Origin of the sequence: Falsirhodobacter halotolerans (assembly GCF_022899245.1) — a bacterium.
Taxonomy (GTDB): domain Bacteria; phylum Pseudomonadota; class Alphaproteobacteria; order Rhodobacterales; family Rhodobacteraceae; genus Falsirhodobacter; species Falsirhodobacter halotolerans.
Genome location: NZ_JALJAZ010000001.1, coordinates 1895001 through 1918781 on the forward strand (window position 1 = coordinate 1895001; position 23781 = coordinate 1918781).

Genomic DNA, 23781 nt, shown 5'->3' on the forward strand with positions numbered 1-23781 from the left:
GCGCCAGCCGCAACTGCGCCTCGGTCCCGAACTGGCCCGCAAGGGCGACGGGCTGATGGTCGGCCCCCAGAATCGCCTCGCGCAGCGCGACAAGACGCGGGCGCATCCGGTCGAACACCGCGCCGATCGTGTCGGCGGTCGCCTCCGGTTCGTAATCGTCGATCAGCGCGTCATAAAGATCGCCACCCCCCGCAAGGGCCGCCGCCTCCTCGCGCCGCAAACGCACCACCTGCCCCAGAACCGGCAGGAACGACGCCACGTCGTCCTTTGCCCGCGCTTCCGCCCAGATCCCCTGTGCAAGAGAGGTGACGCGCGCCAGTTCCTCCGCCAGACGTCCCGGCACCTTGGTGCTGCGTTCATAGTTGCGGCGGATCAGACGCAACTGCGCCTGCCCCTCGTCATCGGAGGCTTCGGCCCGTGCCAACCACTCGGCAATGCGCGGATCGGTGCGGCGGGCGTGCAGCACGCCCTCCATCGCCGCCATCTCCTCGCCCCGCTGCTCGGCGGCGCCGCGCGGCATCATCGTTTCCTGATCCCAGCCCAGACGGCCCGACACCTGCGACAATGCCTCGGTCTGGCGCTGGAACGCCATCAGATCCTCATATGCGGTCATGTCACACCCTTCCTCTGATCGTGGCGACACGCGGATATTGCGACAGATAGCGCGCGCGGATGATCGCGACCCACAGGAAGATCGCCCCCAGCTGGTGGGTGATCGCCACATGCAGATGCGCCGCCGTCAGCGCGGTGAAGATGCCCAGCACCACCTGCCCGATCAGCACGGCGAACACGATGTGGAACGCGCGGCGCGTCGCGGCATGGGCCGATTTGCGCCCCCGCAGCCAGACCACCACCCCGAAGGCGAACAGCAGATAGGCCGCCATGCGATGCACGAACTGCACCAGTCCCGGATTCTCGAAGAACGCCCGCCAAACGGCGCCATCCGGCACATAGAAGGCGTCGGCGGGAAAGAAGGATCCGTTCATCAACGGCCATGTCGGGAAGCCGCGCCCGGCGTCGATACCCGCCACCAGCGCCCCCAGCAAAATCTGCAGGAAGGCGAAGTGCATCAGGCCGGTGGACATGGAGAACAGCTTGCCCTCCCGCACCCGCCGCGCCTGCAGCAGCGCCCCCTCGGGCCGACCCAGTAGCAGCGCATACCACGCAAGGAAGCCAAGGATGATGAAGGCCAGCCCCAGATGCGTCGCCAGACGATAGCTCTGGACGGTCACCATGCCGTCTTCCAGCCCCGAGGACACCATCCACCACCCGATCACCCCTTGAAGGCCACCCAGCACCCCGATCAGGAACAGACGCCCCTTCCAGCCCGCCGGGATCTTTCCCGCCACCCAGAAGCCGACAAAGCCCAGCGCCCAGACCAGCCCGACAAAGCGCCCGAGGAACCGGTGCGCCCATTCCCACCAATAGATGGTCTTGAACTGGGCCAGGGTCATGCCCTCGTTCATGATCTGATATTGCGGGCTTTGGCGGTAAAGATCGAACTCCGCCATCCAATGCGCGGCGGACAAGGGCGGGATCGCCCCCGTGACCGGCTTCCATTCCGTGATCGACAGGCCCGCATCCGACAGGCGGGTCAATCCGCCCACCACGACCATCGCGGCCACCAGAACGAACAACACCACCAGCCAGATGCGGATCGCCCCCCGCGCGCCACCCGTTCCACGGTCGATGCCGCCCGAACGGGGCACATCGCGCGCCGCCCCCTCGCCCACATCTTCGAATATGCTGCGTTTCGCCATGATCACGGGCCCTTTCGTTGCGCGGGCGAGACTAGGCCCCCTTCCCCGCCCCTTCAAGGCCGACCGGGAGCACAGTCGTGTGCTTGATCTCCTCCATCGACAACAGGGCCGTGACGTTGTGGATCTTCACCTGGGAAATCAGCGCCTGGTAGAAGCGGTCATAGGCGCGGGCGTTCTCCACCCGCACCTTGACGATGTAATCGACCTCCCCCGCCAGACGGTGGGCCTCCAGCACCTCGGGGCGTTCGCGCAGAACCGTCAGAAACTTCCGCTGCCATTCCCCATCATGTTCGGACGTGCGGATCAACACGAAGAAACACGCCTCCAGCCCAAGCGATTCCGCGTCCAGCAGCGCGGTCTGCCCCAGGATCACCCCCGTTTCGCGCATGCGGCGAATGCGATTCCAGACCGGCGTCTTTGAACTGCCGACCTTGCGCGCAATGTCGTCCAGCGACTGGGACGAATCCCGCTGCAACTCGGCAAGGATCTTCCGGTCGATCTCGTCCAGACGGGCCGTCATTCGTGCAAACTCCTGCTTGGCGGAACCATGTTCCATCTGCCGTCTTTATGTGAACACCTGTCCTTATTGGCAAGGGCGTATGGCGCGATCATGGGACGATGTTCTATCTTGAACAGGCAACGCAGACCCGGAGCCAGCCATGACCCAGTCCCAGCCCCCGATCCTTCCCGTCGCCTTCGTCGGCGCGGGCCCCGGCGCGGCCGAGATGCTGACCCTGGGGGCCCTGCGCGCGATCGAAGGGGCGGATGTGGTGATCCATGACCGCCTGGTCGGGCCGGAGGTTCTGGCCCTGATCCCCGCCCACGTCACCCGTGTCGATGTCAGCAAAGAGGGATTCGGCCCCTCCACCCCGCAAAGCGCGATCAACGCGCTGATTGTGGGCCATGCGCTGACGGGCGCGCGCGTCGTGCGGCTGAAGGGTGGCGATCCCGGCATTTTCGGCCGTCTGGATGAGGAAATGACCGCGCTGGAGGCGCACGGCATTCCGTTCCGTGTCCTGCCGGGCCTCACCTCGGCCACGGTGGCCGCCGCCGCCATCGGCCAAAGCCTGACGCAGCGCGGGCGCAACCGCGGCCTGCGCATCGTGACGGGGCACGACATGGACGGGTTCGCCGATCAGGATTGGGCGGCGCTGGCCCGGACGGGCGAGGTCGCGGCGATCTACATGGGCAAGAAGGCCAGCCGCTTTATCCAAGGCCGCTTGATGATGCATGGCGCGGCCCCCACCACCCCCGTGACGCTGGTCGAAAACGCCTCCCGCGCCGATCAGCGCGTGGTGTCCGCCACGCTCGCCACACTTGCGGACGAGGCGGGCTGCCTGAACGGCCCCGCCATCCTTCTCTACGGCCTCGCCCCCCGCGCGGCTGTCCACGCCCTGACCGATCTGAACGAGGCCACCGGATGAGCCGGAAGTTTTCCCCCAAAGTCGTGACCGCCAACGATCTGCTGGTCGGCGATGTCGTCTATTTCACCGCCGCCGACCAATGGACCCGCAACCACACGGAGGCGGAGCTGATCGAGGATGAGGCCCACGCCCAGATCCGCCTTCTGGACGCCAGCGCCCAGCGCAACGTGATCGTCGGCGCCTATCTGGCCGATGCCCGGGCGGGCGATCACGGCCCCGAACCCGTCCATTTCCGCGAGGTGTTCCGCACCCGCGGCCCGTCGAACTATGCCATGGGAAAACAGGTGGGCGAACGGCCCGGCCCCCGCAGCTGAGGACATCGCATGTACAGCTACAACGATTTCGACGAAGCGTTCGTGCGCGCTCGCGTCGCCCAGTTCAGCCAGCAAGTCGCCCGCCGCATCGACGGCAGCCTGACCGAGGACGAGTTCAAGCCGCTGCGGCTGATGAACGGCCTCTATCTGCAGCTTCACGCCTATATGCTGCGGGTCGCGATCCCGTATGGCACGCTGAACAGCCGCCAGATGCGGCAACTGGCCCATATCGGACGGACGTGGGACAAGGGCTATGGCCATTTCACCACGCGCCAGAACATCCAGTTCAACTGGCCCGTCCTGTCCGACGTGCCCGCGATCCTGTCCGCCCTGGCCGATGTCGAAATGCACGCGATCCAGACCTCAGGCAACTGCGTCCGCAACGTCACGGCGGACCACTTCGCCGGTGCCGCGGCGGATGAGATCGAGGACCCCCGCCCCTATGCGGAGTTGCTGCGCCAATGGTCCACCGACCACCCGGAGTTCCAGTTCCTGCCGCGCAAGTTCAAGATCGCCATCACCGGCAGCCCCAACGACCGCGCCGTGACCAAGGCGCATGACATCGGCCTGCGCATGGTCCGCAATGGCCGGGGCGAGCCGGGGTTCGAGGTGCTGGTGGGCGGCGGTCTTGGCCGCACGCCGATGATCGGCCAGATCGTGCGGGAATTCCTGCCCGTGGCCGACCTGCTGCCGTATGTCGAGGCGATCCTGTCGGTCTACAACATGCTGGGCCGCCGCGACAACAAATACAAGGCGCGGATCAAGATCACCCTGCACGAAACCGGCCGCGACGAGATCCGCCGCTTGGTGGAGGAACGGTTTGCCGAAATCCGTCCCGAGTTCCACGGCCACGATCAGGCCCTGCTGGACGACATCCGCGCGGCCTTCGCCCCGCCCGCCTTCCGCAACGCACCCGTCGACGCGCATACGGCAGCGCAGGTGGCCCCCGCCTATCGCGCATGGGCCGACACGAACCTGACCCGCCACCGCAACGACCAGTATGCCATCGTGACGGTCAGCCTGAAGGCGCATGGCGACACGCCGGGCGATGCGACGTCGGACCAGATGGACGTGCTGGCCGATCTGGCCCGGCGCTTCGGCCATGACGAGCTGCGGATCAGCCATGAGCAGAACGTCATCCTGCCGCATGTCCACAAATCCGACCTGCCCGAGGTTTATGCCGCGCTGAAGGCCGCGGGGCTGGCCACGGCCAATGTCGGGCTCATCTCCGACATCATCGCCTGCCCCGGCATGGATTACTGCGCGCTGGCGACCGCACGGTCGATTCCCGTGGCGCAAGACATCGCCACCCGCTTCGACGACCTGAAGCTGGAGCATGACATCGGTCCGTTGAAGATCAAGATCTCGGGCTGCATCAACGCCTGCGGGCACCATCACGTCGGCCATATCGGGATTCTGGGCCTCGACCGCGCGGGGGTGGAGAACTATCAGATCACCCTTGGCGGCGACGGCACCGAAACCGCCGTCATCGGCGAGCGCGCCGGGCCGGGCTTCGCCTATGACGAGATCGTACCCGCCATCGAACGTCTGGTGCTCGCCTATCTGGACCAGCGCGAGGGGCCGGAGGAAACCTTCCTCGCCGCCTATCGCCGTCTGGGCCTCGCGCCGTTCAAGGCCGCCCTCTATCCGGCGGAAGGGGCGCAGGATGCGGCATGAGCCGATCGCACAGCGGGCGGAGCATCTGAACCACCGCTACCGCAATCACGCGGCGATCTCGGTCATGGAATTGGCCTTGCGGGATCACGACGTGGGGCAGACGGCGCTGGTCTCGTCCTTCGGGGCGGAATCGGTGGTGCTTTTGCATATGGTGTCGGTGCTGGATCCCGACCTGCCGGTGCTGTTCATCGACACGCAGATGCTGTTCATGGAAACCCTGACCTATCAGAAGGATGTCGCGGACAAGCTGGGTCTGACCAACATCCAGACCATCCGCGCCGATCCGGCGGCGGTGGAGTTCGACGACCCCGACGGCACATTGCACCAGTTCAACACCGACGCCTGCTGCGCCCTGCGCAAGACGATCCCGCTGGAACGCGCCCTCGCCCCCTATGACGCGTGGATCACGGGGCGGAAGCGGTTCCAATCCGGCACCCGCGCGGAATTGCCGTTCTTCGAACCCGAGACGGACACGCGCCTGAAGATCAACCCGCTGGCGATGTGGGGACGCGAGGATGTCGAGGATTACATAATCAACAACCGCCTGCCGCGCCATCCGCTGGTCGCCAAGGGCTATCCTTCGATCGGATGCGCGCCCTGCACCAGCCCCGTGAAACCGGGCGAGGATCCCCGTGCGGGTCGCTGGCGGGGCAGCCAGAAAACCGAATGCGGCATTCATTTCGTGAACGGCAAACCCGTTCGCATCGGAAAGGAGGACGCGGCATGAGCGTCATCGTCACGGATCGGGGCTTTGCCCCCGACGATTTCACCGGCCCCGTCACCCCGCTTGCCGAATGGACCGGGGGCGCCGTCGATCTGGCGAACACGGACGACCCCACGGGGCTGGACCTTGGGTCCATCCCAATGATCCGCGTGGCCTTCCCCTCCTCGACGGACGGGCGCGGCTTCACCCTTGCCGCCCGCCTGCGCCGCATGGGCTATGCGGGCCGCCTGCGGGCCGCGGGCCACGTCATCGCCGACCAATACGCCATGGCCCGTCGCGCAGGCTTTGACGAGGTGGAGATTTCCGACGACCTCGCCGCGCGCCAGCCGGAGGATCAGTGGCAGTTCCGCGCGGATTGGCACGCCCACGACTATCAATCCCGCCTGCGCGCCTGACGCCGGGGTTTCCCTCCTCCCCCTCATGCCCTACGAAAAGGATCAGAGATGACCGAGAGCGCCATGACCCTGACCCAACCCGCCCCCGCCGCCAAGGCCTCCCCCGACACGCAGACGGTGACCTCGGTCACGCACTGGACCGATTCGCTGTTCTCCTTCCGCACCACGCGGCCCCAGTCCCTGCGTTTCCGGTCGGGAGAGTTCGTGATGATCGGCCTTCCGGGCGACAACGGCAAACCGATCATGCGCGCCTATTCCATCGCCTCCCCCAACTGGGACGAGGAGCTGGAATTCTACTCCATCAAGGTGCCGGACGGCCCGCTGACCTCCCGCCTGCAGAACATCAAGGAAGGCGACCAGATCATCCTGCGCCCGAAACCCGTGGGGACGCTGGTCCATGACGCGCTTCTGCCGGGCAAACGGGTGTGGTTTCTGGCCACCGGCACGGGCTTTGCCCCCTTCGCCAGCCTGATGCGCGACCCGGAAACCTATGAGAAGTTCGACGAGGTCATCATGATGCACACCTGCCGCACGGCGGAAGAGCTGACCTATGGCCGCGAACTGGTCGAAGGGCTGGAACAGGATGAGCTGTTCGGCGAGATCGTGGCGGGCAAGCTGCGCTACTATCCCACCACCACACGGGAAGATTCGCCGCTGATGGGCCGCATCACCGACAACCTCGCCTCGGGCAAGGTCTTCACCGATCTGGGTCTGGATCCGATGGACCCCGCCACCGACCGCGCGATGGTCTGCGGATCGCTGGCGTTCAATCAGGACGTGATGAAGGTGCTGGAAGGCTTCGGCCTGCACGAAGGGGCCAATTCCGAACCGCGCGAATACGTGGTGGAAAAGGCCTTCGTGGGCGACGGGGTTTAAAGCCCCAAAGCTTCGCGGGCCGAGGCGAGCGCGGCGGCCAGCGTCTCGGGCGTTTGTTCGGCGGCGGCCAGCGCGCGTTTCAGCGTCTCCTTCGCGGCGCCGGGAATGCTTTGGTCGTCGATATAGTCCCGCACCAGCGCGGGGTCGTAGTTTTCGACCGTGAACAGGTCGGCGGGCGACAACTGGCTGATGGCGTCGGTCGCGGCCTGGCTGGCCGCCGCGGCGGCCGCCTGCGCACGATCGGCGGCGGTGGCGGCCGAATCAGCTGCGGCCTGGGCTTCCTCGGACCCGATGGCATTCTCCATCGCGGCCATCGCCTCGGCCGCTGCGTCCGACGCGGCGGCGGCGGCGGCATCGGCGGCGGCGGATGCGTTGGCGGCGGCGGTGGGGGCATCCTCGGGCGCCATCTCGGCGGCTTCCTGCGCCATTTCCGCAGCTTCCTCGGCCTCGGCCTGCGCCATCTCGGCGGCCTCGGCCTGTGCGGCGGCGGCGGCGGCCTCGCGTTCGGCGGGGACATGCACGAACTGATAATAGCCCAGTCCGGCAAGGGCCGCGATGATCACCAGCGCAAAAATGGTCTTCATTGGAACTCCTGATCCCTCAAGGTCCGTGGCGGACCCCATGTTTTCAGCCCAACGCATGACGATACTGGGCCGTTCCCTGCGGCTTTATGGTTGAAAGATAACGCTTGCGGCCCTATTTTGCGCTATGAATTGCAAATGCTGAAGGACGCTGACCATAGCCCGCAGACCCCACAACGCCCCGCCGCAACGTGACACCGGACCGCGCACCAACGATCGCATCCGCGCGCCGGAAATCCGCCTGATCGGTGCCGATGGCGAAAACGTCGGCGTCGTCACGCCGGCGCGCGCCATGGTGATGGCCGCCGATGCCGGCCTCGACCTGGTGGAAATCTCGCCCAATGCGGAACCGCCGGTCTGCAAGATCATGGACTTCGGCAAGTTCAAGTACGAGACGCAGAAGCGCGAGGCCGAGGCCCGCAAGAAGCAGCACGTCATCGAGATCAAGGAAATCAAGTTCCGCCCCGGCACCGACACGCATGATTACGACGTGAAGATGCGGTCGGTCCTGAAGTTCCTTGGCGAAGGCGACAAGGTGAAGGTCACCCTGCGCTTCCGTGGTCGCGAAATGGCCCACCAGGATCTCGGCCTCGATCTGCTGAACCGCGTTGCCGCCGACGTGAACGCGGCGGAAGCGGGCAAGGTCGAATCGATGCCGAAGCTGGAGGGCCGCCAGATGGTCATGATGATCGGCCCGACCAAGTAAGCCCTACCTCACATCGGGCGCGCGATCTCATCCAGTTCGCGCGTCCGGTCCTCGGTCAGACGCGTGCGGCACTGCGCCTCGACCATCGGCTGGATCGATCCGCCCGCATTGATCCACGCCTCCGCCGCACATCCCTTGTCGCGATAGGTGATCCACGCCCGCTGCGCCGCGCGCAAGGCATCCTCGCCGCCGCGCAAAGGTTCCTCCAGCCCCGCATCCACCGCGCGCAGACGCTCCATCGCGCCGTCATAGGCGGTGTTCAGCGCCGCATCCGCCGCCGCGTAATCGTCGCCCGCGCATTGGCTCATCTCGGCCTGCGTGCCGTCGGTGTTGCAGACAGGGGCCTGCGCCAAAGCGGGCAACGGCAAAAACGCCAAGGCAAGTGCTGAAATTCTGAACATGTGGATATCCTTTCACGCGAAAAAGGTAAGCGCGGCCCCCGACCTTGCAAGTCGTGCTGGAAAAAACGGCGACAATCGGCTAGCGCGAGGGCCATGACACACAGCCTCGCGATCCTTCGCCCCGATGACTGGCACCTGCATCTGCGTGACGGCGCGATGCTGAACGCCGTGCTGCCCGAAACCGCCCGCCATTTCGCCCGCGCGATCATCATGCCCAACCTGATTCCCCCCGTGGTGACGGCGGCGGATGCGGCGGCCTATCGCGACCGGATCATGGCCGCCCTGCCCGAAGGGGCGGCGTTCGAACCGCTGATGACCCTTTACCTGACGGAACAGACCGATCCCGCCGATCTGCGTGCGGCGGTGGAGAGCGGTCTGGTCAAGGCCGTCAAACTCTATCCCGCCGGGGCCACGACCAATTCCCACGGCGGCGTGCGCGACTTCGACCGTGTGCGCGGCGTGCTGGAGACGATGGCCGACCTGGGCACCCCCCTGTGCATCCATGGCGAGGTCACGACGCCCGAGGTCGACATCTTCGACCGCGAGGCGGTCTTCATCGACACCGTCCTCGACCCGCTGCGCCGCGCCACCCCCGGCCTGCGCGTGGTGATGGAACACATCACGACCGCCCAGGGCGTGGCCTATGCCCGCGCGGGCACCGATCTGGCGGCGACGATCACGACGCATCATCTGGTCATCAACCGCAACCACATCCTCGTGGGCGGGATCAAGCCGCATTACTACTGCCTGCCCGTCGCCAAGCGCGAGGAACATCGTCTGGCCCTGCGTGAAGCAGCGACCAGCGGCGAGGCGACGTTCTTCCTCGGCACCGATTCGGCCCCGCATACCGACGCGCTGAAGGAACATGCCTGCGGCTGCGCGGGCTGCTTCACCGCCACCAACACGATGTCGATCCTTGCACATGTGTTCGAGGAAGACGGCGCGCTGGACCGGCTGGAGGCCTTCACCTCGCTGAACGGACCTGCCTTTTATCGCCTGCCCACCAACACCGACCGCATCACGCTGGTGAAGGGTGATGCCGTCACCTACCCGTCGAAGATCGACACGGGCGATGGCACCGTCACCGTGTTCGACCCCGGCTTCCCCCTGCACTGGACCGTCAAATGATCCCCACCGCCTTTCCCCCGCGCGACGAAATCGCCCGCCTGACCGCCCGCATGTTGCTGGAGATCAAGGCCGTCCATTTCAACGCCGACACGCCGTTCACGCTGGCATCGGGCCTGCCGTCGCCCACCTATATCGATTGCCGCAAGCTCATCTCCTATCCCCGCATCCGCGCGACGCTGATGGATTTCATGACCGTGACCGTCATGCGCGACGCGGGGTTCGAAGCGTTCGACAACATCGCGGGCGGCGAGACGGCGGGCATCCCCTTCGCCGCCATGGTGGCCGAACGGATGGCCCTGCCCATGACCTATGTGCGCAAGAAGCCGAAAGGGTATGGCCGCAACGCCCGCATCGAAGGCGCCATGACCGAAGGCCAGCGCGTTCTGCTGGTGGAGGATCTGACCACCGACGGCGGATCGAAGCTGTCTTTCGTCGATGCGATTCGCGACACGGGCGCGACCTGCGCCCATACGGCGGTCATCTTCTATTACGGCATCTTCCCCGATACGGAAAAGACGCTGGCCGATCACGGGGTGCAGTTGCACCACCTGTGCACCTGGTGGGACGTGCTGGCCGAAGCCCGCGCCTCCGCCGCCTTTGATGAGGCGACGCTGACCGAAGTCGAATCCTTCCTCAACGCCCCTCGCGCCTGGCAGGACGCCCGCCGCGCGTAAATCCCCCATGCGGCGCATCCCCCTTTGCGCCGCATTCGGCTTCGCGATAAGGTCGGACCAATCCCGAACCAGCGAAGTCCGATGAACGAAATCACCCAGTTCCGCCCGAATCAGGCCCCCGATGCCGATGTCCTGCCCCACAATATCGAGGCGGAACAGCAGCTTCTGGGTGCCATTCTGACGAATAACGACGTGTTCGACCGCATCGCCTCGCTGTGCCGGGCCGAACATTTCTACGACCCCGTCCATGCCCGCATCTTCGAAGTGGCGGCGGCCCGGATCCAGAAGAACGCCCTTGCCTCCCCCGTGACACTGAAGGCGTTTCTGGAGGATGACGCGGGCCTGAAGGAATTGGGCGGCCCCTCCTATCTCGCGCGGCTGGCGGGGGCGGCGATCTCGGCCTTCGCCGCGCGCGATTACGCGCAGATGATCTATGACCTTGCGGTGCGGCGCGAATTGATCGGTCTTGGGCGCGACATTTCGGCCAAGGCGGCCAAGGTGGATGTGGCCTCCGAACCCAAGGAACAGATCGTCGAGGCGGAACAGCGCCTGTATAAGCTGGGTGAACAGGGCGTGGCCGAACGCGGCTTCCAGTCCTTCCTCAAGGCCGTGACGGATGCGGTGAACGTGGCCAACGCCGCCTATCAGCGCGACGGGGGTCTGGCGGGCATTTCCACGGGTCTGGTCGATCTGGACAAGAAGCTGGGCGGTCTGCACCCGTCCGACCTTCTGATCCTTGCAGGGCGTCCGTCGATGGGCAAGACCTCGCTGGCGACCAACATCGCCTTCAACATCGCCAAGGCCTACAAGCGCGGCATCACCCATGACGGGCATGAAGGCGCGGTCGAAGGTGGGGTCGTCGGCTTCTTCAGCCTTGAGATGTCGGCCGAGCAGCTGGCCGCCCGTATCCTGTCCGAGGCGTCCGAGGTTCCCTCCGAACAGATTCGCCGCGGCGACATGACCGAAGGCGAGTTCCGCCGGTTCGTGGAAGCGGCCAAGTCGCTGGAGGCCTGCCCGCTTTACATCGACGACACGCCCGCCCTGCCGATCAGCCAGGTCGCCGCCCGCTGCCGCCGCCTGAAACGGACGCACGGGCTGGACGTGCTGATGGTGGACTACCTCCAGCTTCTCAAAGGCTCCTCCAAGGAAAGCCGGGTGCAGGAGGTGTCGGAGATCACCCAAGGCCTGAAGGCCATCGCCAAGGAATTGAACATCCCCGTCATCGCCCTGTCGCAGCTGTCACGTCAGGTCGAAAGCCGCGAGGACAAGCGGCCCCAGCTCTCGGACCTGCGCGAATCCGGTTCGATCGAGCAGGACGCCGATGTGGTGATGTTCGTTTATCGCGACGAATATTACAAAGAACGCGAAAAGCCGGGCGACCATGATCTGGAGGCCATGGCGAAATGGCAGCAGGTCATGGAACAGGTGCACGGCAAGGCCGAATGCATCATCGGCAAACAGCGCCACGGGCCGATCGGCACGGTGGAACTGTCGTTCGAAGGGCGCTTCACCCGGTTCGGCAATCTTGTCAAACCGTGGCAATCGGGCAGCGACGGCTTCTAACGCAACGCCTTCGCCCCGGCGGCGCGGAAGGCCTGCATCACCTCCCCCTCGGGATGGGCTTTGGCCAGCTTCAGCAGGCCGAACCGCACATGGGCCAGTTCCTGATAATAGGTGATGAAGGCAAGGTTCACCGTCGCCCCCGTCACCGCCCCCAGAACCGGCACCGTCTGCGCGGCCAGCTTCTGGCTCAGCACCGCCGCAAGACGGGGGGCGATGGTCGCGATCATCCCCTGCGCGCCGATCCCCGTCATCGCAAGGCGCGAGGCCAGAAAGGCGGTGTTCACGCCGTCATCCTCCTCGAACGGGGTGCCCGAGCCGAACACGCGCAGGCATTCCAGCCGCACCGCCTCGTCATTCGGGTCGAACCCGTATTCGACCGCCACCTTCTGAATGGCGGCAAAGAAGATCGACACCGTGGCCGGCAGCTCCACCACCGCCGACGGCAGCCCCCCAAGACCGCCCGCGCCCCCCGACAGGACGGCGGCGATGCGGTGCCCGTGCTTGCCCGATGCGGGCAGCCGCGTGCTGGACCGGGCCATGTTGGCCGCGGAATAGCAGCGACGGAGGCCGAAGGCCGTCGCATCCTCGATCCGCGTGCGCATCGCGTCGGGAATATGGGCCATCAGCCCCTCGGCCCGCGACCCGGCGAAGGAAATGACTTTCATCAGCGGTCCGCCCGCCTGCCGCGCGCGGCGGGACAGGGCCGCGATCTCCGCCTCGGTCGCGGGCGTCAACGGGGGAAGGACGGGGGCGCTCTGGGTCATCGGATCCTCATTCATCTTTGTCATAGGTAAGCGCGCCCCGCCCGCGTGCAAGTTACCGCGACAATCGCAGGACGAAGTCCCCCGCCCGCATTTCATTCTGACGGCGGGGGGTCAGCGCCATCTCCCCCTCCAGATAGGCGGCAAGCGCACCGGGGGCGGTGGAATAGATGCCGCTTCCCTCCACCGGCAGCCGTTCCACCACGCCGTCCTTCAGGACCATCCCTTCAACCATGGTCGATTGCCACCCGCTGAGGATCACCGCCTGATCGCCCCCCAGATCGGGCAGGAAATTCGCCACGATCATCAGGCACCCCACCCGCCCGTCCGTCCGGCGATCCCGAAGGCAGGCGCGATGCCACAGGCGGCGCTGTTCGTCGTCCACCGCCCCAAGGATCCGGTCGCGCGCGGCGGCGGCACCCGGCGGGCGCACGGGCATCAGGGCCGACAGGTCCGCCACCGTCACCGGCGCATCCGCCGCCGCAAGGTCGGCCCGCGCCGGCGGCCCCATGCCCCGCGCCCGCAAGTCGGCCAGCGCCCTCTCTCCCGCCAGCCCCCACCGGGTGAACTGCCGTTCGGACAGGTCGGCCCCCGCGATCACCCGGGCCGCCTGACTGTTCGCCGAAATACGCTCGGCGTTCAGGACCGGCGTCATCCACAAGGCAGCCAGCCCGATCGTGACCAGCGCCAGCGCCACATTCGCCCGCCGGATACGCCCCGCCCATCCCGGCCCCCGCAGAACCGCCCCGGCATAGGCCACCCCATAGGACAGGGCGAGCGCCGTGACCGTCACCCCCAGCACCCGCTGCGGCGTCCAGCCATAGTCCGCGATTCGCAACCACAGCGACCAGCCCGCCAGCCCCGCCGGGATCGGCAACAGGACGGCCAGCGCCTGGGTCGCCCACCGCATCCCCCGACGCGGCACCGGCGCATCGCCCGCGCAATCAAGCGCCGTGGTGATCAGCGTCGTGGCAATCGCGCAGACGGCCAGCAGCGTCATCGCCGCCGACAGGGTGCCGAACGTCTCGGACACCCCCTGCACCGGCAGCGCCACCAGAAAGACGCCCAGAACCACAAGAACCACCGGAATCAGCAGGCGCAGCAACATCAGGACGGGGCCCAGCGACACGCGTTCCCCCGCTTCGGCCATGACGGCGATCCCAAGGCCAAGCGCCACCCCCGAGATCAGCCACGGCCCGACCGCCGTATCCATCAGCCGGTCCAGCACGTCGATGCCCACCATCCCCAAAAGGGCCGACGACAGGACGATCACCCCCCACACCACCGCCACGAACAGCCAGCCCGACATCAGGCGCAGGACGATGGCCCACGCCTCCTGAAACAGGACGGCGTAATCCATCATCCGGCCCCGCGCCGCCGCGACCCAGAACGGCAGCGGCAGCAGGATCAGGATCAGGAACGCCCCGACGCCGGAAAAGGCCGTCACCTGATCGCCATGGCGCAGGGACATGAGGTTCAGCAGCGCCACCGCCGGAGCGGTCACGGCCACTGCCCCCAAAGCCGACCGCGCCATCGTCAGCGGGCCGACCATCGCCAGAAAGGAATGGAAGAACGCGGTCATCGTCGCGGCGATCAGCATCGCCTGTCGCGCCGTCAGCAGGTCCGAGGCATAGTAGTCCTCCAGCAGCCAGAATCCCGTGCCCGCAAGCGCGCCCGCGAATGCCAGCGCCAGCCGCCGCCCGATTGCCGTTCCCATCGGATCCCCCATTGCGTCATCCCCCGCCACCATAGCCGCGCCGCCCCACCCCCGAAAGCCCCGCAGGCTTGCGATCCCGCCCCCTGCGCGCTACACCCGAACCCGATAGAAATCCCGGAGCTTTCCATGTCGATCGACACCGAGACCGCCCGCAAGGTCGCGCATCTGGCCCGCATCCGCGTGGACGAGGCCGACCTTCCCGCGCTGGCAGGCGAACTCAGCAACATCCTCGCCCTGATGGAGCAGTTGAACGAGGTCGATGTGGACGGGGTGGAGCCGATGACCTCGGTCACGCCGATGCGCCTGAAACGCCGCGCCGATGTGGTGACGGACGGCGACATGGCCGACCGCGTCCTGAACAACGCCCCCGACGCGCGCGAGGGCTTCTTTGCCGTGCCGAAGGTGGTGGAATGACCGCGAATACCCTGACGATCGACGCCGCCCGCACCGCGCTGAAGGCGCGGGAGATGACCGCGGTGGAACTGACCGAGACCTGCATCGCCGCGATGGAGGCGGGGGGCGCGCTGAACGCCTTCGTGCACAAGACGCCCGAGATCGCGCTGGAACAGGCCCGCGCCGCCGATGCCCGTCTGGCAACCGGCGATGCGCCCGCGCTGTGCGGCATCCCGTTGGGCATCAAGGATCTGTTCTGCACCAAGGGCGTCCCGTCCCAGGCCGCGTCGAACATCCTGGCGGGGTTCAAGCCGGATTACGAATCCACCGTCACGTCGAAGCTGTTCGATGCGGGCGCCGTGATGCTGGGCAAGCTGTCCATGGACGAATTCGCCATGGGCTCGTCCAACGAAAGCGCCTGCTACGGCCCCGCGATCAACCCGTGGAAGGTCGATGACGTGGCTCGCACACCGGGCGGATCGTCGGGCGGGTCGGCGGCGGCGGTCGCGGCGGATCTGTGTCTGGGGGCCACCGGCACCGACACCGGCGGGTCGATCCGTCAGCCCGCCGCCTTCACCGGCATCGTCGGCATCAAGCCCACCTATGGCCGCGTGTCGCGTTGGGGGGTGATCGCCTATGCCTCCAGCCTTGATCAGGCCGGGCCCATGACGAAGACGGTGCGCGATTCGGCCATCATGCTTCAGGCGATGGCCGGGCATGACGAGAAGGATTCGACCTCCGCCGATCTGCCCGTGCCGGATTTCGAGGCGGCGCTGAGCGGCGACATCCGCGGCAAGGTCATCGGCATCCCCCGCGAATACCGCATGGACGGGATGAGCGATGAGATCGACGCCCTGTGGCAACAGGGCACGGCCATGCTGCGCGACGCGGGGGCCGAGGTGCGCGACATCTCCCTTCCCCACACGAAATACGCGCTGCCCGCCTATTACGTCATCGCCCCGGCCGAAGCGTCGTCGAACCTCGCGCGCTATGACGGGGTCCGGTATGGCCACCGCGCGGCTTTGGCGGCGGGCGACGGCATCGTCGACATGTATGAAAAGACCCGCGCCGAGGGCTTCGGCAAAGAGGTCCAGCGCCGGATCATGGTCGGCACCTATGTGCTGTCGGCGGGCTTCTACGACGCCTATTACAACCGCGCGCGCAAGGTGCGGACGCTGATCAAGCGCGATTTCGAAACCGTCTTCGCCGATGGCGTGGACGCGATCCTGACCCCCGCCACCCCATCCGCCGCCTTCGGCATCGGCGAGGTCAGCAGCGCCGACCCGGTCGAGATGTATCTGAACGACGTGTTCACCGTCACGGTGAACCTTGCGGGCCTTCCCGGCGTTTCGGTTCCGGTGGGCGTGGACGCCAATGGGCTGCCCCTTGGTCTGCAACTGATCGGACGGCCGTGGGAGGAAGGATCCCTTCTCAATCACGCCTACGTGTTGGAGCGTGCGGCCGGGTTTGTAGCCAAGCCCGCCAAATGGTGGTAAGCGCGAAAATCAACGTGACGGAATGGTGAAGATGTCGGTGAAGCGGATCGGTTTGGTGGTATCGGTGTCCTTGATCGCGGGGGCGCTTGCGGCGTGTGCGCCTGCGGTGCCCGACAGCAGCTATCAATCCTATATGCGCAATCAGGCGCAGAACCCGATCCCGCCCGCCTATCAGACGGGCGGCGTGTCGCAGGGATTTTCCACCCAAGGCGCGCTTGACGCGATCAACAACGCCGAATCGGGCGGCGCGCCGGCCGTCATGCCTTCGGGCGAACGCCCGCGCGGCAACGCCCCCATGGGCATCCGTGAGGAATCGGGCGAAATGACCGCTGTGCGCGGCAATACCGGCATGTCGAACGAGAACAGCTTCGAGGCGGTGTCGGCCGAACGCTCCATCGCCGAGGATGCGGCGGTGATCGCGCAGAACCGTTCGCAATATGTGCAGGTGCAGCCGACCGCCCTGCCGCAGCGCAGTTCCAATACCCCCAACATCGTCGCCTATGCCTTGCAGACCTCGCATCCGCGGGGGCAGCAGATGTTCGGTCGCTCGTCCATCCGGTTCAGCAATTCGGCGGAACAATGCGCCAAATACGGCTCGCCCGATCTGGCGCAGATCGCGTTTCTTGAGGGGGGCGGCCCGCAGCGGGATCGCAACAACCTCGATCCTGACGGCGACGGCTATGCCTGTTCGTGGGATCCGGCCCCGTTCCGCGCAGGCGTACGCTGACCCTTTCGCCCAATCACGGCCCCCGCCGCATCGCGGCGCCACCTGACCTGATCGTCCTGCACTATACCGGCATGACCAGCTTTGCGGCGGCGCGGGATCGGCTGTGCGATCCACTGGCCGAGGTGTCGGCCCACTGGCTGATCGACGAGGATGGGACCACCCTGCCCCTGGTGGATGAAGCCCGTCGCGCCTGGCACGCGGGGGCGGGATCGTGGCGCGGGCGGGACGACGTGAACTCGCGCTCGATCGGGATCGAGTTGCAGAACAACGGACGTTCGCCATTTCCGGACCCGCAGATGCGCGCGCTTGAGACGCTGCTGCGCGGTATCATGGCGCGGTGGTCCATCCCGCCGCACGGCGTGATCGCCCATTCCGACCTTGCCCCCGGCCGCAAGATCGACCCCGGCCCGCGTTTCGACTGGCGCCGCCTGGCGCGCGAGGGCCTCTCGGTCTGGCCCGCCCCCGCCCCTGCGGGCGATCTGGAGAGCGATCTGACCCGCATCGGCTATGCCGACCACCCGGAGCGTCTGGCGGCCTTCCGCCTGCGCTTTCGGCCCGGCGCGGCGGGTCCTGCGGACAAGATCGACGGCGCGCTTGCGGCGGGCCTTGACGCGGGCGACGGCGGCGCATAACCCCACCCTCGCGCGGATGGCTGGATGATCGCGGGGGGCAACCTTCGAGGAAAGTCCGGACTCCATGAAGACAGGGCGCCGGGTAACACCCGGCCGGGGCAACCCGAGGGAAAGCGCCACAGAGAAGAGTCTGCCGCGCAGGTCGCGGTCAGGGTGAAACGGTGGGGTAAGAGCCCACCGCGGTCCGGGCAACCGGAACGGCACGGCAAGCCCCGCCCGGAGCAATGCCGAATAGGGACCTCGCGCCCCGTAAGGTCCGCGCGCAAGCGGAGACCACGGTGCAGGGATCTTCAGCCCAGAGGTCCGGGTTGGCAGCACGATCCCGTCGGCAACGGCGGGACCAGATGAATGGTCATCAAAGGGGAAACCGTGAATTCGGGCCCCGGAACAAAATCCGGCTTACAGGCCATCCGCGCGCTCAGACCATCGACAGCATCCACAGGGCCATGAAGACCATCATCAGGTTTTCCAACAGCGACACGAAGCCCAGGGGCACGTTGCTGTTGCCGCCGACACAGGCGCATTTCAACTCGCGCTTCTCGACATAGACGGCCTGGAACACCGACACGGCCCCCACGATGCCGATGAACAGGGCCACCGGGATCGACACCCAGCTCAGCACGCCGGTGATCATCAAAAGCCCGGCCCCTGTTTCCGCAAAGGGATAGATGTAGGCATAGGGCACCCAGCGCTTTGCCAAGAGGTCGTAGTTCAGGAAGCTTGACGAGAAGCTTTCGACATCCTGCAATTTCTGAAAACCCAGAAGACACATGGCAAAGGCGATGGTCCATTGCAGCCACGTGGCGAACCCCGCATCCCCCACGACCCACCGTGCCGCCAGCGCCATCAGCGCGGCCAGAGCGAACAGCACGATCACGGGACGATAGGTCAGCGCGTCCTTGGCGGGCAGCGGCTTGCCGAACCACGCGCGCAGCTCGCTGTGCCCGCCGATCCGCTCGCCGTCGATGAAGGTCTGCGGCGTCGTCTCCACACCATGCCTGGCCTTGAAGGCGTCCACCTCCTCCCGCGTGCGCAGGAAATGATCCTCGACCTCGTATCCGTTGCGTTCCAGCAGCGATTTCGACTTCAAGCCAAAGGGACAGACATGCCCGGGCATCACCATCCGATAAAGAACCGCCTTGCGGGTCGCCCGCGCTTCGATCTCTGGAATTGTCGTCATGCCGCACCGTCCTTTCCTGTTGCTGTCAATGTAAGGGGACACCCCCCGGCAACAAGAGTTTTTCCGGGGATGTCCGGCAGAAACACGGTTGACTCTGCCCCCCGCGCGGGTAAAAGGCGGGCTTCTAGGATTTTACCGGGACATGACGCTCCCGACGCAGTGGAGACGATTATGGCGAAGCCGACGACGATCAAGATCCGTCTGAACTCGACGGCGGGCACCGGGCACTTCTATGTGACCAAGAAGAATGCCCGCACCATGACCGAGAAGATGACGGTCCGCAAATACGACCCCGTCAAGCGGGAACACGTGGAATACAAGGAGGGCAAGATCAAGTAAGATCGCCCCTTTCGACCCGATCGAAGCCCCCGGCCCTGCCGCGGGGCTTTTTTCATGCCCGCCTTCTCCATCCCATGCCTCCCCGTCCCATGAAGAAAGCCCCGGAGTTTCCTCCGGGGCTTTGGCATGACGTGCGGCGCGCGTTACTCGCGATTGCCCATGAACTGCAGCAGGAACATGAACAGGTTGATGAAGTCGAGGTAGAGTTGCAGCGCGCCCATGATGGCCGCTTTGCCCAACCACTCGCTGTCGCCCATCTGCGCGTGCTGGATGTAGGTGTTCTTGATGTTCTGCGTGTCATAGGCGGTCAGGCCGGCAAAGATCAGCACGCCGATGGCCGAGATCGCGAACATCAGCGCCGGCGATTGCAGGAAGATGTTGACGATCATCGCCACGACCAGACCGATCACACCCATCATCAGGAAGGTGCCAAGGCCGGTCAGGTTGCGCTTGGTGGTATAGCCGTAAAGCGACAGGCCCGCGAAGGCGATGGCCGTGATCAGGAACGTCTGCGCGATGGATGCGCCCGTGAACACGAGGAAGATCGACGACAGCGACAGCCCCATCAGCACGGCATAACCGTAGAACACGACCTGCGCGGTGGCGGCCGACATGCGGTTGATCATCGCGCTGAACGCGAACACCGCGATCAAGGGCGCGAACATGATCACCCACTTCAGCGGCGAGGCATAGATCGCCGCCCCGAGCGAGGTCAGATACTGACCATTGCCAAGCTGCGCCGCCGCCAGCGACGGATCGGTGGTGGTGGCCAAGCCCGAGATCGCCCAGGCGGCGGCACCGGTCAGCAACATGCCGATCGACATGACGCCATAGACCTTGTTCATGTGGGCGCGCAGACCCGCATCGATCTGTCCCGCGCGCGTACCGGCGCGAACGCCAGCCGTCTGGTATTGAGCCATAGAAACCTCCGTAACTTCCCTCTCGAACCGCCAACTTCCGCCGAGACCGGGGGGTGCGTCCGAATTATGTCAGATATCGGCAGCCGCGCCACTCATTTCAACTGGGAACGCGTGATACGTCAGTGTCGTATCGTCGCAGGCCCCCGGTTTGATTTCGAACCGTTCGGATTGAAATAAAACGGCCCCAGCGCAACCTCGGGTTGCTTTTTTCGCACCGAGTATGTGTGAAAATAAGGGCTGTATTAATATCTGATCCGTGTAGATGATCATCTTTTCGCGCAATGGTCGCTCAGGTCTTCGTCATTGTTGCCAAGTGCCCTATTATCTGCGATGACCCGCGTCGAAGGTGTTGGTGTTCCGTTCGATCCGGGGCGTCATTGCGGCTTCGTCAGCTGGAATGTTGAGTGTTTGAGGCCGCCTGGATGTGCCGGGCCACCTTGTTCAAGGAATTCGCGATGTGGGACTCCCATGTCGCAAGAAGTGCTACGGAGTAACGAATGCCTCATCCTGTCGACACCCATGTGGGCAAACGCATCCGCCATCGCCGGTGGATGATCGGAATGACACAGCAGCAGCTGGCCGACGCCGTCGGCATCAAGTTCCAGCAGATCCAGAAATACGAAACGGGCGCCAACCGCGTCAGCGCGTCGCGGCTTTGGGACATCTCGCTGGTTCTGGGCGTGCCCATGCCGTTCTTCTTCGACGGGATCGAGGCGGGTCAGGACTCGGGCGCCGGAATGGACATGGCCGCCAACAAGGAAGCGATGTATCTGGTGCGCGTCTACAACGCCATCCCGGAAACGCAGCGCCGCCGCCTGTTCGATCTGGCCCGCGCCCTCAGCTCGGTCGCCTGAGGAATAGTGACCGAGCAGGATCATATCGTCGCCACGGCCCATGCCATGGCCGATGCCGCCCGCGCGGCCATCCTGCCGCATTTCCGCAGCAAGGGACTTGAGGCGGACACCAAGTCGGACCTTCTGTTCGACCCGGTGACCGTGGCCGACCGCGAGGCGGAGGCCGCCATGCGCGCCGTGCTGGCCGAACGCCGTCCGCAGGATGCGATCCTGGGCGAGGAAATGGGCCTGACCACCGGCACCAGCGGCATCACCTGGGTGCTCGATCCGATCGACGGCACCCGCGCGTTTTTGTGCGGCACGCCCAGCTGGGGCATCCTGATCGCCGCCGGGGGGCCGGAGGGTCCCGAATTCGGCCTGATCGACCAGCCCTATATCGGAGAGCGGTTCGAGGGCGGCTTCGGCATCGCGCGGATGACCGGCCCCTTGGGCGAACGCGCCCTCGCCACCCGCCCCGCCCGCCCGTTGGAGCAGGCGCTGCTGATGACGACCTTTCCCGAAGTGGGCACCGCCGAGGATGAGACCGCCTTCCGCCGCGTGGCCGCGCAGGTGCGCCTCGTGCGCTATGGCATGGACTGTTACGCCTATGCCCTTCTGGCGGCCGGTCATATCGATCTGGTGATCGAGGCGGGGCTGCACCCCTATGACATTCAGGGGCCCATGGCGGTCATTCTCGCGGCCGGCGGTGTCGTGACCGACTGGACCGGCGGGCCCGCCGCGCAGGGGGGCCGCATTCTGGCCGCCGCCAATCCGCAGGTTCACGCCGCCGCCATGGCACTGTTGAACGCCTGACCCTTCCTTTTTGTCCGCCCGCCGTTAGGTATGGTCGATATCATGGCAAAAAGAGGCTCCCATGAAGCTTACATGGCTTGGACATGCCGGGTTCCGGCTGGAGATCGAAGACGCCGTCCTCCTGATCGACCCGTGGTTCAGCGGCAACCCCGCCTTTCCCGAAGGCCGCGTGGACGAGGTGATCGCCGGCGCGACCCATATCCTGATCACGCACGGGCATGGCGACCACACGGCGGATGCCCTTGCCCTCAGCAAGCAGCATCACATCCCGCTGGTCGGCATCGCCGATCTGATCGGCTGGTGGTCGGGAGAGGAAGGGATCAAGGGCACCGGGTTCAACAAGGGCGGCACGGTGGACCTGAACGGCGCCAAGGTCACAATGGTGAACGCGGTCCACTCCTCCTCTGTCGACGGGCGCACCGGCCCGATCTATGCCGGGACCGAATCCGGCTATATGATCGCCGGTGAGGGGCACACCATCTATCTGTCGGGCGATACGGACATCATGGCCGACATGGACTGGATGGGCGATTACCACAAACCCGACATCGGCATCCTGGCCTGCGGCGGGTTCTATACGATGGACATGGCGCGGGCCGCCTATGCCGCGAAACGGTATTTCGACTTCAAGACCGTGATCCCCTGCCACTACAAAACTTTCCCCGCGCTGGAGCAGTCGGCCCAGCCGCTGATCGACGCCCTGCCCGGCGTCAAGGTCCTGACGCCCGAAGTGCTGGAAACCCTGACCCTATGATGCGACCTGCGCGGCGGCCTCCGGGGCCGCCGCCCGCTGGGCAATGACCGCACAGACCAGAAGCTGGGACATGTGAAAGATCATCACCGGCAGGATCATCAGGCCGATCATGTCCGGCGCGAACAACGCCGCCGCGATGGGCAATCCGCTGGCAAGACTTTTCGTCGATCCGCAGAAGAACAGCGCCGTGCGGTCGGGCCGGTTCATGCCCGATATCCGCCCGATCAGGCGCACGGCCACCATGCCCAGCGCAAGGAACACCAGAACGACCGCGATCAGCGTGCCCAGCGTGACCGGCGGGATCAGGCGCCACAGGCCCGCCGTCGTGCCCGCGCTGAACGCGGCATAGACGATCAGCAGGATCGCCCCCCGGTCCACCACCGTGGTCAGCATCTTGCGACGGCGCACGAAATCCGAAAGCCAGCGACGCAGGCACTGGCCCAGCACGAAGGGCAGCAGGATCTGCAATGCAATCTTCAGCACCGCATCGCCCGACGCCCCGCCCCCGCCCGAATGCAGCAGCACCGCCGCCAATGCGGGTGTCAGGAACACCCCCAGCAAATTCGACAGCGTGGCCGAGCAGATGGCCCCCGACACGTTGCCCCCCGCCATGCCGGTCAGTGCGATGGACGAATTGATGGTGGACGGCAGAACCGACAGGAACAGAAGGCCCAGCGCCAGTTCGTCCCCGATCAGGGGGCGCGCCGCCCAGGCGACCCCGATGCCGAAAATCGGGAACATCACGAATGTGATGCCGAAGCTGAGGCTTTGAAGCCGCCAGTTGGTCAGGCCGGCCATGACCTCGGCCGCGTTCATCCGCACGCCGTAAAGAAAGAACAGAAGGGCAATGGCGCCCATGGTCACATACCCCAGCACGACCGCGGCCATGCCTTGCGCGGGCACGACCGCCCCCAGCACCACCATGCCGATCAGCAGCATCATGTATCCGTCGATGCCGAAGCGTTTGAGAATGCCCATTCCATGCCCCTTCTG

At 65.8% G+C, this 23781-nt stretch carries 28 protein-coding genes and 1 other RNA gene (1 of these 29 cut by a window edge); 19 read left to right on the plus strand and 10 right to left on the minus strand.

Features of this window, described 5'->3' with window-relative positions; all coding sequences use genetic code 11:
* The 3 genes in view from MU449_RS09870 to MU449_RS09880 are tightly spaced (at most 31 nt apart) and all read right to left on the minus strand, a layout consistent with a single transcriptional unit that may run on beyond the window.
* Positions 1-613: the 5' portion of a carboxypeptidase M32 gene (locus MU449_RS09870; protein WP_244737868.1), read on the minus strand. 860 nt of this gene lie to the left of the window's left edge; 613 of the gene's 1473 nt are visible here — the first part of the coding sequence; the start codon lies at positions 611-613; its stop codon lies off the left edge, out of view.
* Between the two features lies 1 nt (position 614).
* Positions 615-1760, minus strand: a complete 1146-nt coding sequence (gene ctaA, locus MU449_RS09875) for a heme A synthase (RefSeq protein ID WP_244737870.1) — start codon at positions 1758-1760, stop codon at positions 615-617.
* Between the two features lie 31 nt (positions 1761-1791).
* Positions 1792-2280 carry an Lrp/AsnC family transcriptional regulator gene (locus MU449_RS09880; protein WP_244739025.1) on the minus strand — a complete coding sequence of 163 codons (489 nt, stop codon included), beginning with the start codon at positions 2278-2280 and terminating at the stop codon, positions 1792-1794.
* A 139-nt stretch (positions 2281-2419) separates the two neighbouring features.
* Here MU449_RS09880 and cobA point away from each other — a divergent pair, with 139 nt between their 5' ends.
* From cobA to MU449_RS09910, 6 genes are read left to right on the plus strand one after another with little or no spacing between them, the layout of a single operon-like run.
* Positions 2420-3184: a uroporphyrinogen-III C-methyltransferase gene (gene cobA / locus MU449_RS09885; RefSeq protein WP_244737872.1), complete on the plus strand. Its 765-nt coding sequence runs from the start codon at positions 2420-2422 to the stop codon at positions 3182-3184.
* On the plus strand, positions 3181-3498 hold the full coding sequence (locus MU449_RS09890; RefSeq protein ID WP_244737875.1) for a DUF2849 domain-containing protein: 318 nt from the start codon (positions 3181-3183) through the stop codon (positions 3496-3498). The genes cobA and MU449_RS09890 overlap by 4 nt, the downstream gene beginning before the upstream one ends.
* A gap of 9 nt (positions 3499-3507) precedes the next feature.
* Complete coding sequence (locus MU449_RS09895; protein WP_244737876.1) at positions 3508-5175, plus strand: nitrite/sulfite reductase; 1668 nt, start codon at positions 3508-3510, stop codon at positions 5173-5175.
* Complete coding sequence (locus tag MU449_RS09900) at positions 5165-5902, plus strand: phosphoadenylyl-sulfate reductase (protein ID WP_244737879.1); 738 nt, start codon at positions 5165-5167, stop codon at positions 5900-5902. The genes MU449_RS09895 and MU449_RS09900 overlap by 11 nt, the downstream gene beginning before the upstream one ends.
* Positions 5899-6294 (plus strand): DUF934 domain-containing protein, encoded by a 396-nt coding sequence (locus MU449_RS09905; protein ID WP_244737881.1) that lies wholly within the window; start codon positions 5899-5901, stop codon positions 6292-6294. Before MU449_RS09900 ends, MU449_RS09905 begins: the two co-directional genes overlap by 4 nt.
* Before the next feature lie 48 nt (positions 6295-6342).
* Positions 6343-7170 carry a ferredoxin--NADP reductase gene (locus MU449_RS09910; protein WP_244737884.1) on the plus strand — a complete coding sequence of 276 codons (828 nt, stop codon included), beginning with the start codon at positions 6343-6345 and terminating at the stop codon, positions 7168-7170.
* Here the strand turns inward: MU449_RS09910 and MU449_RS09915 are convergent.
* Entirely contained in the window at positions 7167-7754 is a 588-nt protein-coding gene (locus tag MU449_RS09915) for a hypothetical protein (protein WP_244737889.1), read from the minus strand. The two genes, MU449_RS09910 and MU449_RS09915, sit on opposite strands and share 4 nt — an antisense overlap.
* A gap of 241 nt (positions 7755-7995) precedes the next feature.
* Between MU449_RS09915 and infC the strand changes: the two genes are divergently transcribed.
* Positions 7996-8457, plus strand: coding sequence for a translation initiation factor IF-3 (gene infC, locus MU449_RS09920; RefSeq protein WP_244739027.1), 462 nt, complete (start codon positions 7996-7998; stop codon positions 8455-8457).
* An 8-nt stretch (positions 8458-8465) separates the two neighbouring features.
* Here the strand turns inward: infC and MU449_RS09925 are convergent, their stop codons facing one another.
* Positions 8466-8858, minus strand: a complete 393-nt coding sequence (locus MU449_RS09925) for a lysozyme inhibitor LprI family protein (RefSeq protein WP_244737892.1) — start codon at positions 8856-8858, stop codon at positions 8466-8468.
* A 93-nt stretch (positions 8859-8951) separates the two neighbouring features.
* Between MU449_RS09925 and pyrC the strand changes: the two genes are divergently transcribed.
* From pyrC to MU449_RS09940, 3 genes are all read left to right on the plus strand, one after another.
* The gene (gene pyrC, locus MU449_RS09930; RefSeq protein WP_244737895.1) at positions 8952-9986 is read left to right on the plus strand and encodes a dihydroorotase; all 1035 of its coding nucleotides are present in this window, start codon (positions 8952-8954) and stop codon (positions 9984-9986) included.
* Positions 9983-10660, plus strand: coding sequence for an orotate phosphoribosyltransferase (locus MU449_RS09935; protein ID WP_244737897.1), 678 nt, complete (start codon positions 9983-9985; stop codon positions 10658-10660). Before pyrC ends, MU449_RS09935 begins: the two co-directional genes overlap by 4 nt.
* An 81-nt stretch (positions 10661-10741) precedes the next feature.
* Positions 10742-12223: a replicative DNA helicase gene (locus MU449_RS09940; RefSeq protein ID WP_244737899.1), complete on the plus strand. Its 1482-nt coding sequence runs from the start codon at positions 10742-10744 to the stop codon at positions 12221-12223.
* On the opposite strand, the gene MU449_RS09945 is transcribed toward MU449_RS09940, so the two are convergent.
* Positions 12220-12987, minus strand: a complete 768-nt coding sequence (locus tag MU449_RS09945) for an EcsC family protein (RefSeq protein ID WP_244737901.1) — start codon at positions 12985-12987, stop codon at positions 12220-12222. The two genes, MU449_RS09940 and MU449_RS09945, sit on opposite strands and share 4 nt — an antisense overlap.
* A 52-nt stretch (positions 12988-13039) precedes the next feature.
* A complete protein-coding gene (locus tag MU449_RS09950; protein ID WP_244737903.1) occupies positions 13040-14701 on the minus strand; it encodes a DUF4153 domain-containing protein in 1662 nt (553 codons plus the stop codon).
* Between the two features lie 126 nt (positions 14702-14827).
* Between MU449_RS09950 and gatC the strand changes: the two genes are divergently transcribed.
* The 5 genes from gatC (at position 14828) to rnpB (ending at position 18367) form a co-directional block, all read left to right on the plus strand.
* Positions 14828-15115, plus strand: coding sequence for an Asp-tRNA(Asn)/Glu-tRNA(Gln) amidotransferase subunit GatC (gene gatC, locus MU449_RS09955; RefSeq protein WP_244737904.1), 288 nt, complete (start codon positions 14828-14830; stop codon positions 15113-15115).
* The gene (gene gatA / locus MU449_RS09960) at positions 15112-16590 is read left to right on the plus strand and encodes an Asp-tRNA(Asn)/Glu-tRNA(Gln) amidotransferase subunit GatA (RefSeq protein WP_244737909.1); all 1479 of its coding nucleotides are present in this window, start codon (positions 15112-15114) and stop codon (positions 16588-16590) included. Before gatC ends, gatA begins: the two co-directional genes overlap by 4 nt.
* 22 nt (positions 16591-16612) lie before the next feature.
* Positions 16613-17317, plus strand: a complete 705-nt coding sequence (locus tag MU449_RS09965) for a hypothetical protein (protein ID WP_244737910.1) — start codon at positions 16613-16615, stop codon at positions 17315-17317.
* Complete coding sequence (locus MU449_RS09970) at positions 17314-17949, plus strand: N-acetylmuramoyl-L-alanine amidase (RefSeq protein WP_244739030.1); 636 nt, start codon at positions 17314-17316, stop codon at positions 17947-17949. Before MU449_RS09965 ends, MU449_RS09970 begins: the two co-directional genes overlap by 4 nt.
* A gap of 12 nt (positions 17950-17961) precedes the next feature.
* An RNA gene (gene rnpB / locus MU449_RS09975) (RNase P RNA component class A) lies at positions 17962-18367 on the plus strand.
* On the opposite strand, the gene MU449_RS09980 is transcribed toward rnpB, so the two are convergent.
* Entirely contained in the window at positions 18368-19129 is a 762-nt protein-coding gene (locus MU449_RS09980; RefSeq protein WP_244737913.1) for a MauE/DoxX family redox-associated membrane protein, read from the minus strand.
* A 171-nt stretch (positions 19130-19300) separates the two neighbouring features.
* On the opposite strand from MU449_RS09980, the gene rpmG reads away from it, so the two are divergent.
* Positions 19301-19468: a 50S ribosomal protein L33 gene (gene rpmG, locus MU449_RS09985; protein WP_018301779.1), complete on the plus strand. Its 168-nt coding sequence runs from the start codon at positions 19301-19303 to the stop codon at positions 19466-19468.
* 143 nt (positions 19469-19611) lie between these two features.
* Here the strand turns inward: rpmG and MU449_RS09990 are convergent, their stop codons facing one another.
* Complete coding sequence (locus tag MU449_RS09990) at positions 19612-20388, minus strand: Bax inhibitor-1/YccA family protein (protein ID WP_244737915.1); 777 nt, start codon at positions 20386-20388, stop codon at positions 19612-19614.
* A 497-nt stretch (positions 20389-20885) separates the two neighbouring features.
* Between MU449_RS09990 and MU449_RS09995 the strand changes: the two genes are divergently transcribed.
* From MU449_RS09995 to MU449_RS10005, 3 genes are all read left to right on the plus strand, one after another.
* Positions 20886-21242: a helix-turn-helix domain-containing protein gene (locus tag MU449_RS09995; protein WP_244737916.1), complete on the plus strand. Its 357-nt coding sequence runs from the start codon at positions 20886-20888 to the stop codon at positions 21240-21242.
* Positions 21243-21248: 6 nt separating this feature from the next.
* Positions 21249-22034, plus strand: a complete 786-nt coding sequence (locus MU449_RS10000; protein WP_425310327.1) for an inositol monophosphatase family protein — start codon at positions 21249-21251, stop codon at positions 22032-22034.
* A 61-nt stretch (positions 22035-22095) separates the two neighbouring features.
* Positions 22096-22788 carry a metal-dependent hydrolase gene (locus MU449_RS10005; RefSeq protein WP_244737918.1) on the plus strand — a complete coding sequence of 231 codons (693 nt, stop codon included), beginning with the start codon at positions 22096-22098 and terminating at the stop codon, positions 22786-22788.
* On the opposite strand, the gene MU449_RS10010 is transcribed toward MU449_RS10005, so the two are convergent.
* A complete protein-coding gene (locus MU449_RS10010; protein ID WP_244737919.1) occupies positions 22783-23766 on the minus strand; it encodes a bile acid:sodium symporter family protein in 984 nt (327 codons plus the stop codon). The two genes, MU449_RS10005 and MU449_RS10010, sit on opposite strands and share 6 nt — an antisense overlap.
* Positions 23767-23781 lie beyond the last annotated feature (15 nt).

What these genes read in the sequence shown, in the direction of transcription:
- rpmG (WP_018301779.1), top strand. Translation starts at nt 19,301, where the DNA reads ATGGCGAAGCCGACGACGATCAAGATCCGTCTGAACTCGACGGCGGGC.
- MU449_RS09905 (WP_244737881.1), top strand. Translation starts at nt 5,899, where the DNA reads ATGAGCGTCATCGTCACGGATCGGGGCTTTGCCCCCGACGATTTCACC.
- MU449_RS10005 (WP_244737918.1), top strand. Translation starts at nt 22,096, where the DNA reads ATGAAGCTTACATGGCTTGGACATGCCGGGTTCCGGCTGGAGATCGAA.
- MU449_RS09925 (WP_244737892.1), bottom strand. Translation starts at nt 8,858, where the DNA reads ATGTTCAGAATTTCAGCACTTGCCTTGGCGTTTTTGCCGTTGCCCGCT.
- MU449_RS10010 (WP_244737919.1), bottom strand. Translation starts at nt 23,766, where the DNA reads ATGGGCATTCTCAAACGCTTCGGCATCGACGGATACATGATGCTGCTG.
- MU449_RS09995 (WP_244737916.1), top strand. Translation starts at nt 20,886, where the DNA reads ATGCCTCATCCTGTCGACACCCATGTGGGCAAACGCATCCGCCATCGC.
- MU449_RS09940 (WP_244737899.1), top strand. Translation starts at nt 10,742, where the DNA reads ATGAACGAAATCACCCAGTTCCGCCCGAATCAGGCCCCCGATGCCGAT.
- ctaA (WP_244737870.1), bottom strand. Translation starts at nt 1,760, where the DNA reads ATGGCGAAACGCAGCATATTCGAAGATGTGGGCGAGGGGGCGGCGCGC.
- MU449_RS09950 (WP_244737903.1), bottom strand. Translation starts at nt 14,701, where the DNA reads ATGGGAACGGCAATCGGGCGGCGGCTGGCGCTGGCATTCGCGGGCGCG.
- MU449_RS09935 (WP_244737897.1), top strand. Translation starts at nt 9,983, where the DNA reads ATGATCCCCACCGCCTTTCCCCCGCGCGACGAAATCGCCCGCCTGACC.
- MU449_RS09990 (WP_244737915.1), bottom strand. Translation starts at nt 20,388, where the DNA reads ATGGCTCAATACCAGACGGCTGGCGTTCGCGCCGGTACGCGCGCGGGA.
- MU449_RS09910 (WP_244737884.1), top strand. Translation starts at nt 6,343, where the DNA reads ATGACCGAGAGCGCCATGACCCTGACCCAACCCGCCCCCGCCGCCAAG.
- MU449_RS09965 (WP_244737910.1), top strand. Translation starts at nt 16,613, where the DNA reads ATGGTGAAGATGTCGGTGAAGCGGATCGGTTTGGTGGTATCGGTGTCC.
- MU449_RS09915 (WP_244737889.1), bottom strand. Translation starts at nt 7,754, where the DNA reads ATGAAGACCATTTTTGCGCTGGTGATCATCGCGGCCCTTGCCGGACTG.
- cobA (WP_244737872.1), top strand. Translation starts at nt 2,420, where the DNA reads ATGACCCAGTCCCAGCCCCCGATCCTTCCCGTCGCCTTCGTCGGCGCG.
- MU449_RS09890 (WP_244737875.1), top strand. Translation starts at nt 3,181, where the DNA reads ATGAGCCGGAAGTTTTCCCCCAAAGTCGTGACCGCCAACGATCTGCTG.
- gatC (WP_244737904.1), top strand. Translation starts at nt 14,828, where the DNA reads ATGTCGATCGACACCGAGACCGCCCGCAAGGTCGCGCATCTGGCCCGC.
- MU449_RS09900 (WP_244737879.1), top strand. Translation starts at nt 5,165, where the DNA reads ATGCGGCATGAGCCGATCGCACAGCGGGCGGAGCATCTGAACCACCGC.
- MU449_RS09895 (WP_244737876.1), top strand. Translation starts at nt 3,508, where the DNA reads ATGTACAGCTACAACGATTTCGACGAAGCGTTCGTGCGCGCTCGCGTC.
- MU449_RS09880 (WP_244739025.1), bottom strand. Translation starts at nt 2,280, where the DNA reads ATGACGGCCCGTCTGGACGAGATCGACCGGAAGATCCTTGCCGAGTTG.
- gatA (WP_244737909.1), top strand. Translation starts at nt 15,112, where the DNA reads ATGACCGCGAATACCCTGACGATCGACGCCGCCCGCACCGCGCTGAAG.
- MU449_RS09945 (WP_244737901.1), bottom strand. Translation starts at nt 12,987, where the DNA reads ATGACCCAGAGCGCCCCCGTCCTTCCCCCGTTGACGCCCGCGACCGAG.
- MU449_RS09980 (WP_244737913.1), bottom strand. Translation starts at nt 19,129, where the DNA reads ATGACGACAATTCCAGAGATCGAAGCGCGGGCGACCCGCAAGGCGGTT.
- pyrC (WP_244737895.1), top strand. Translation starts at nt 8,952, where the DNA reads ATGACACACAGCCTCGCGATCCTTCGCCCCGATGACTGGCACCTGCAT.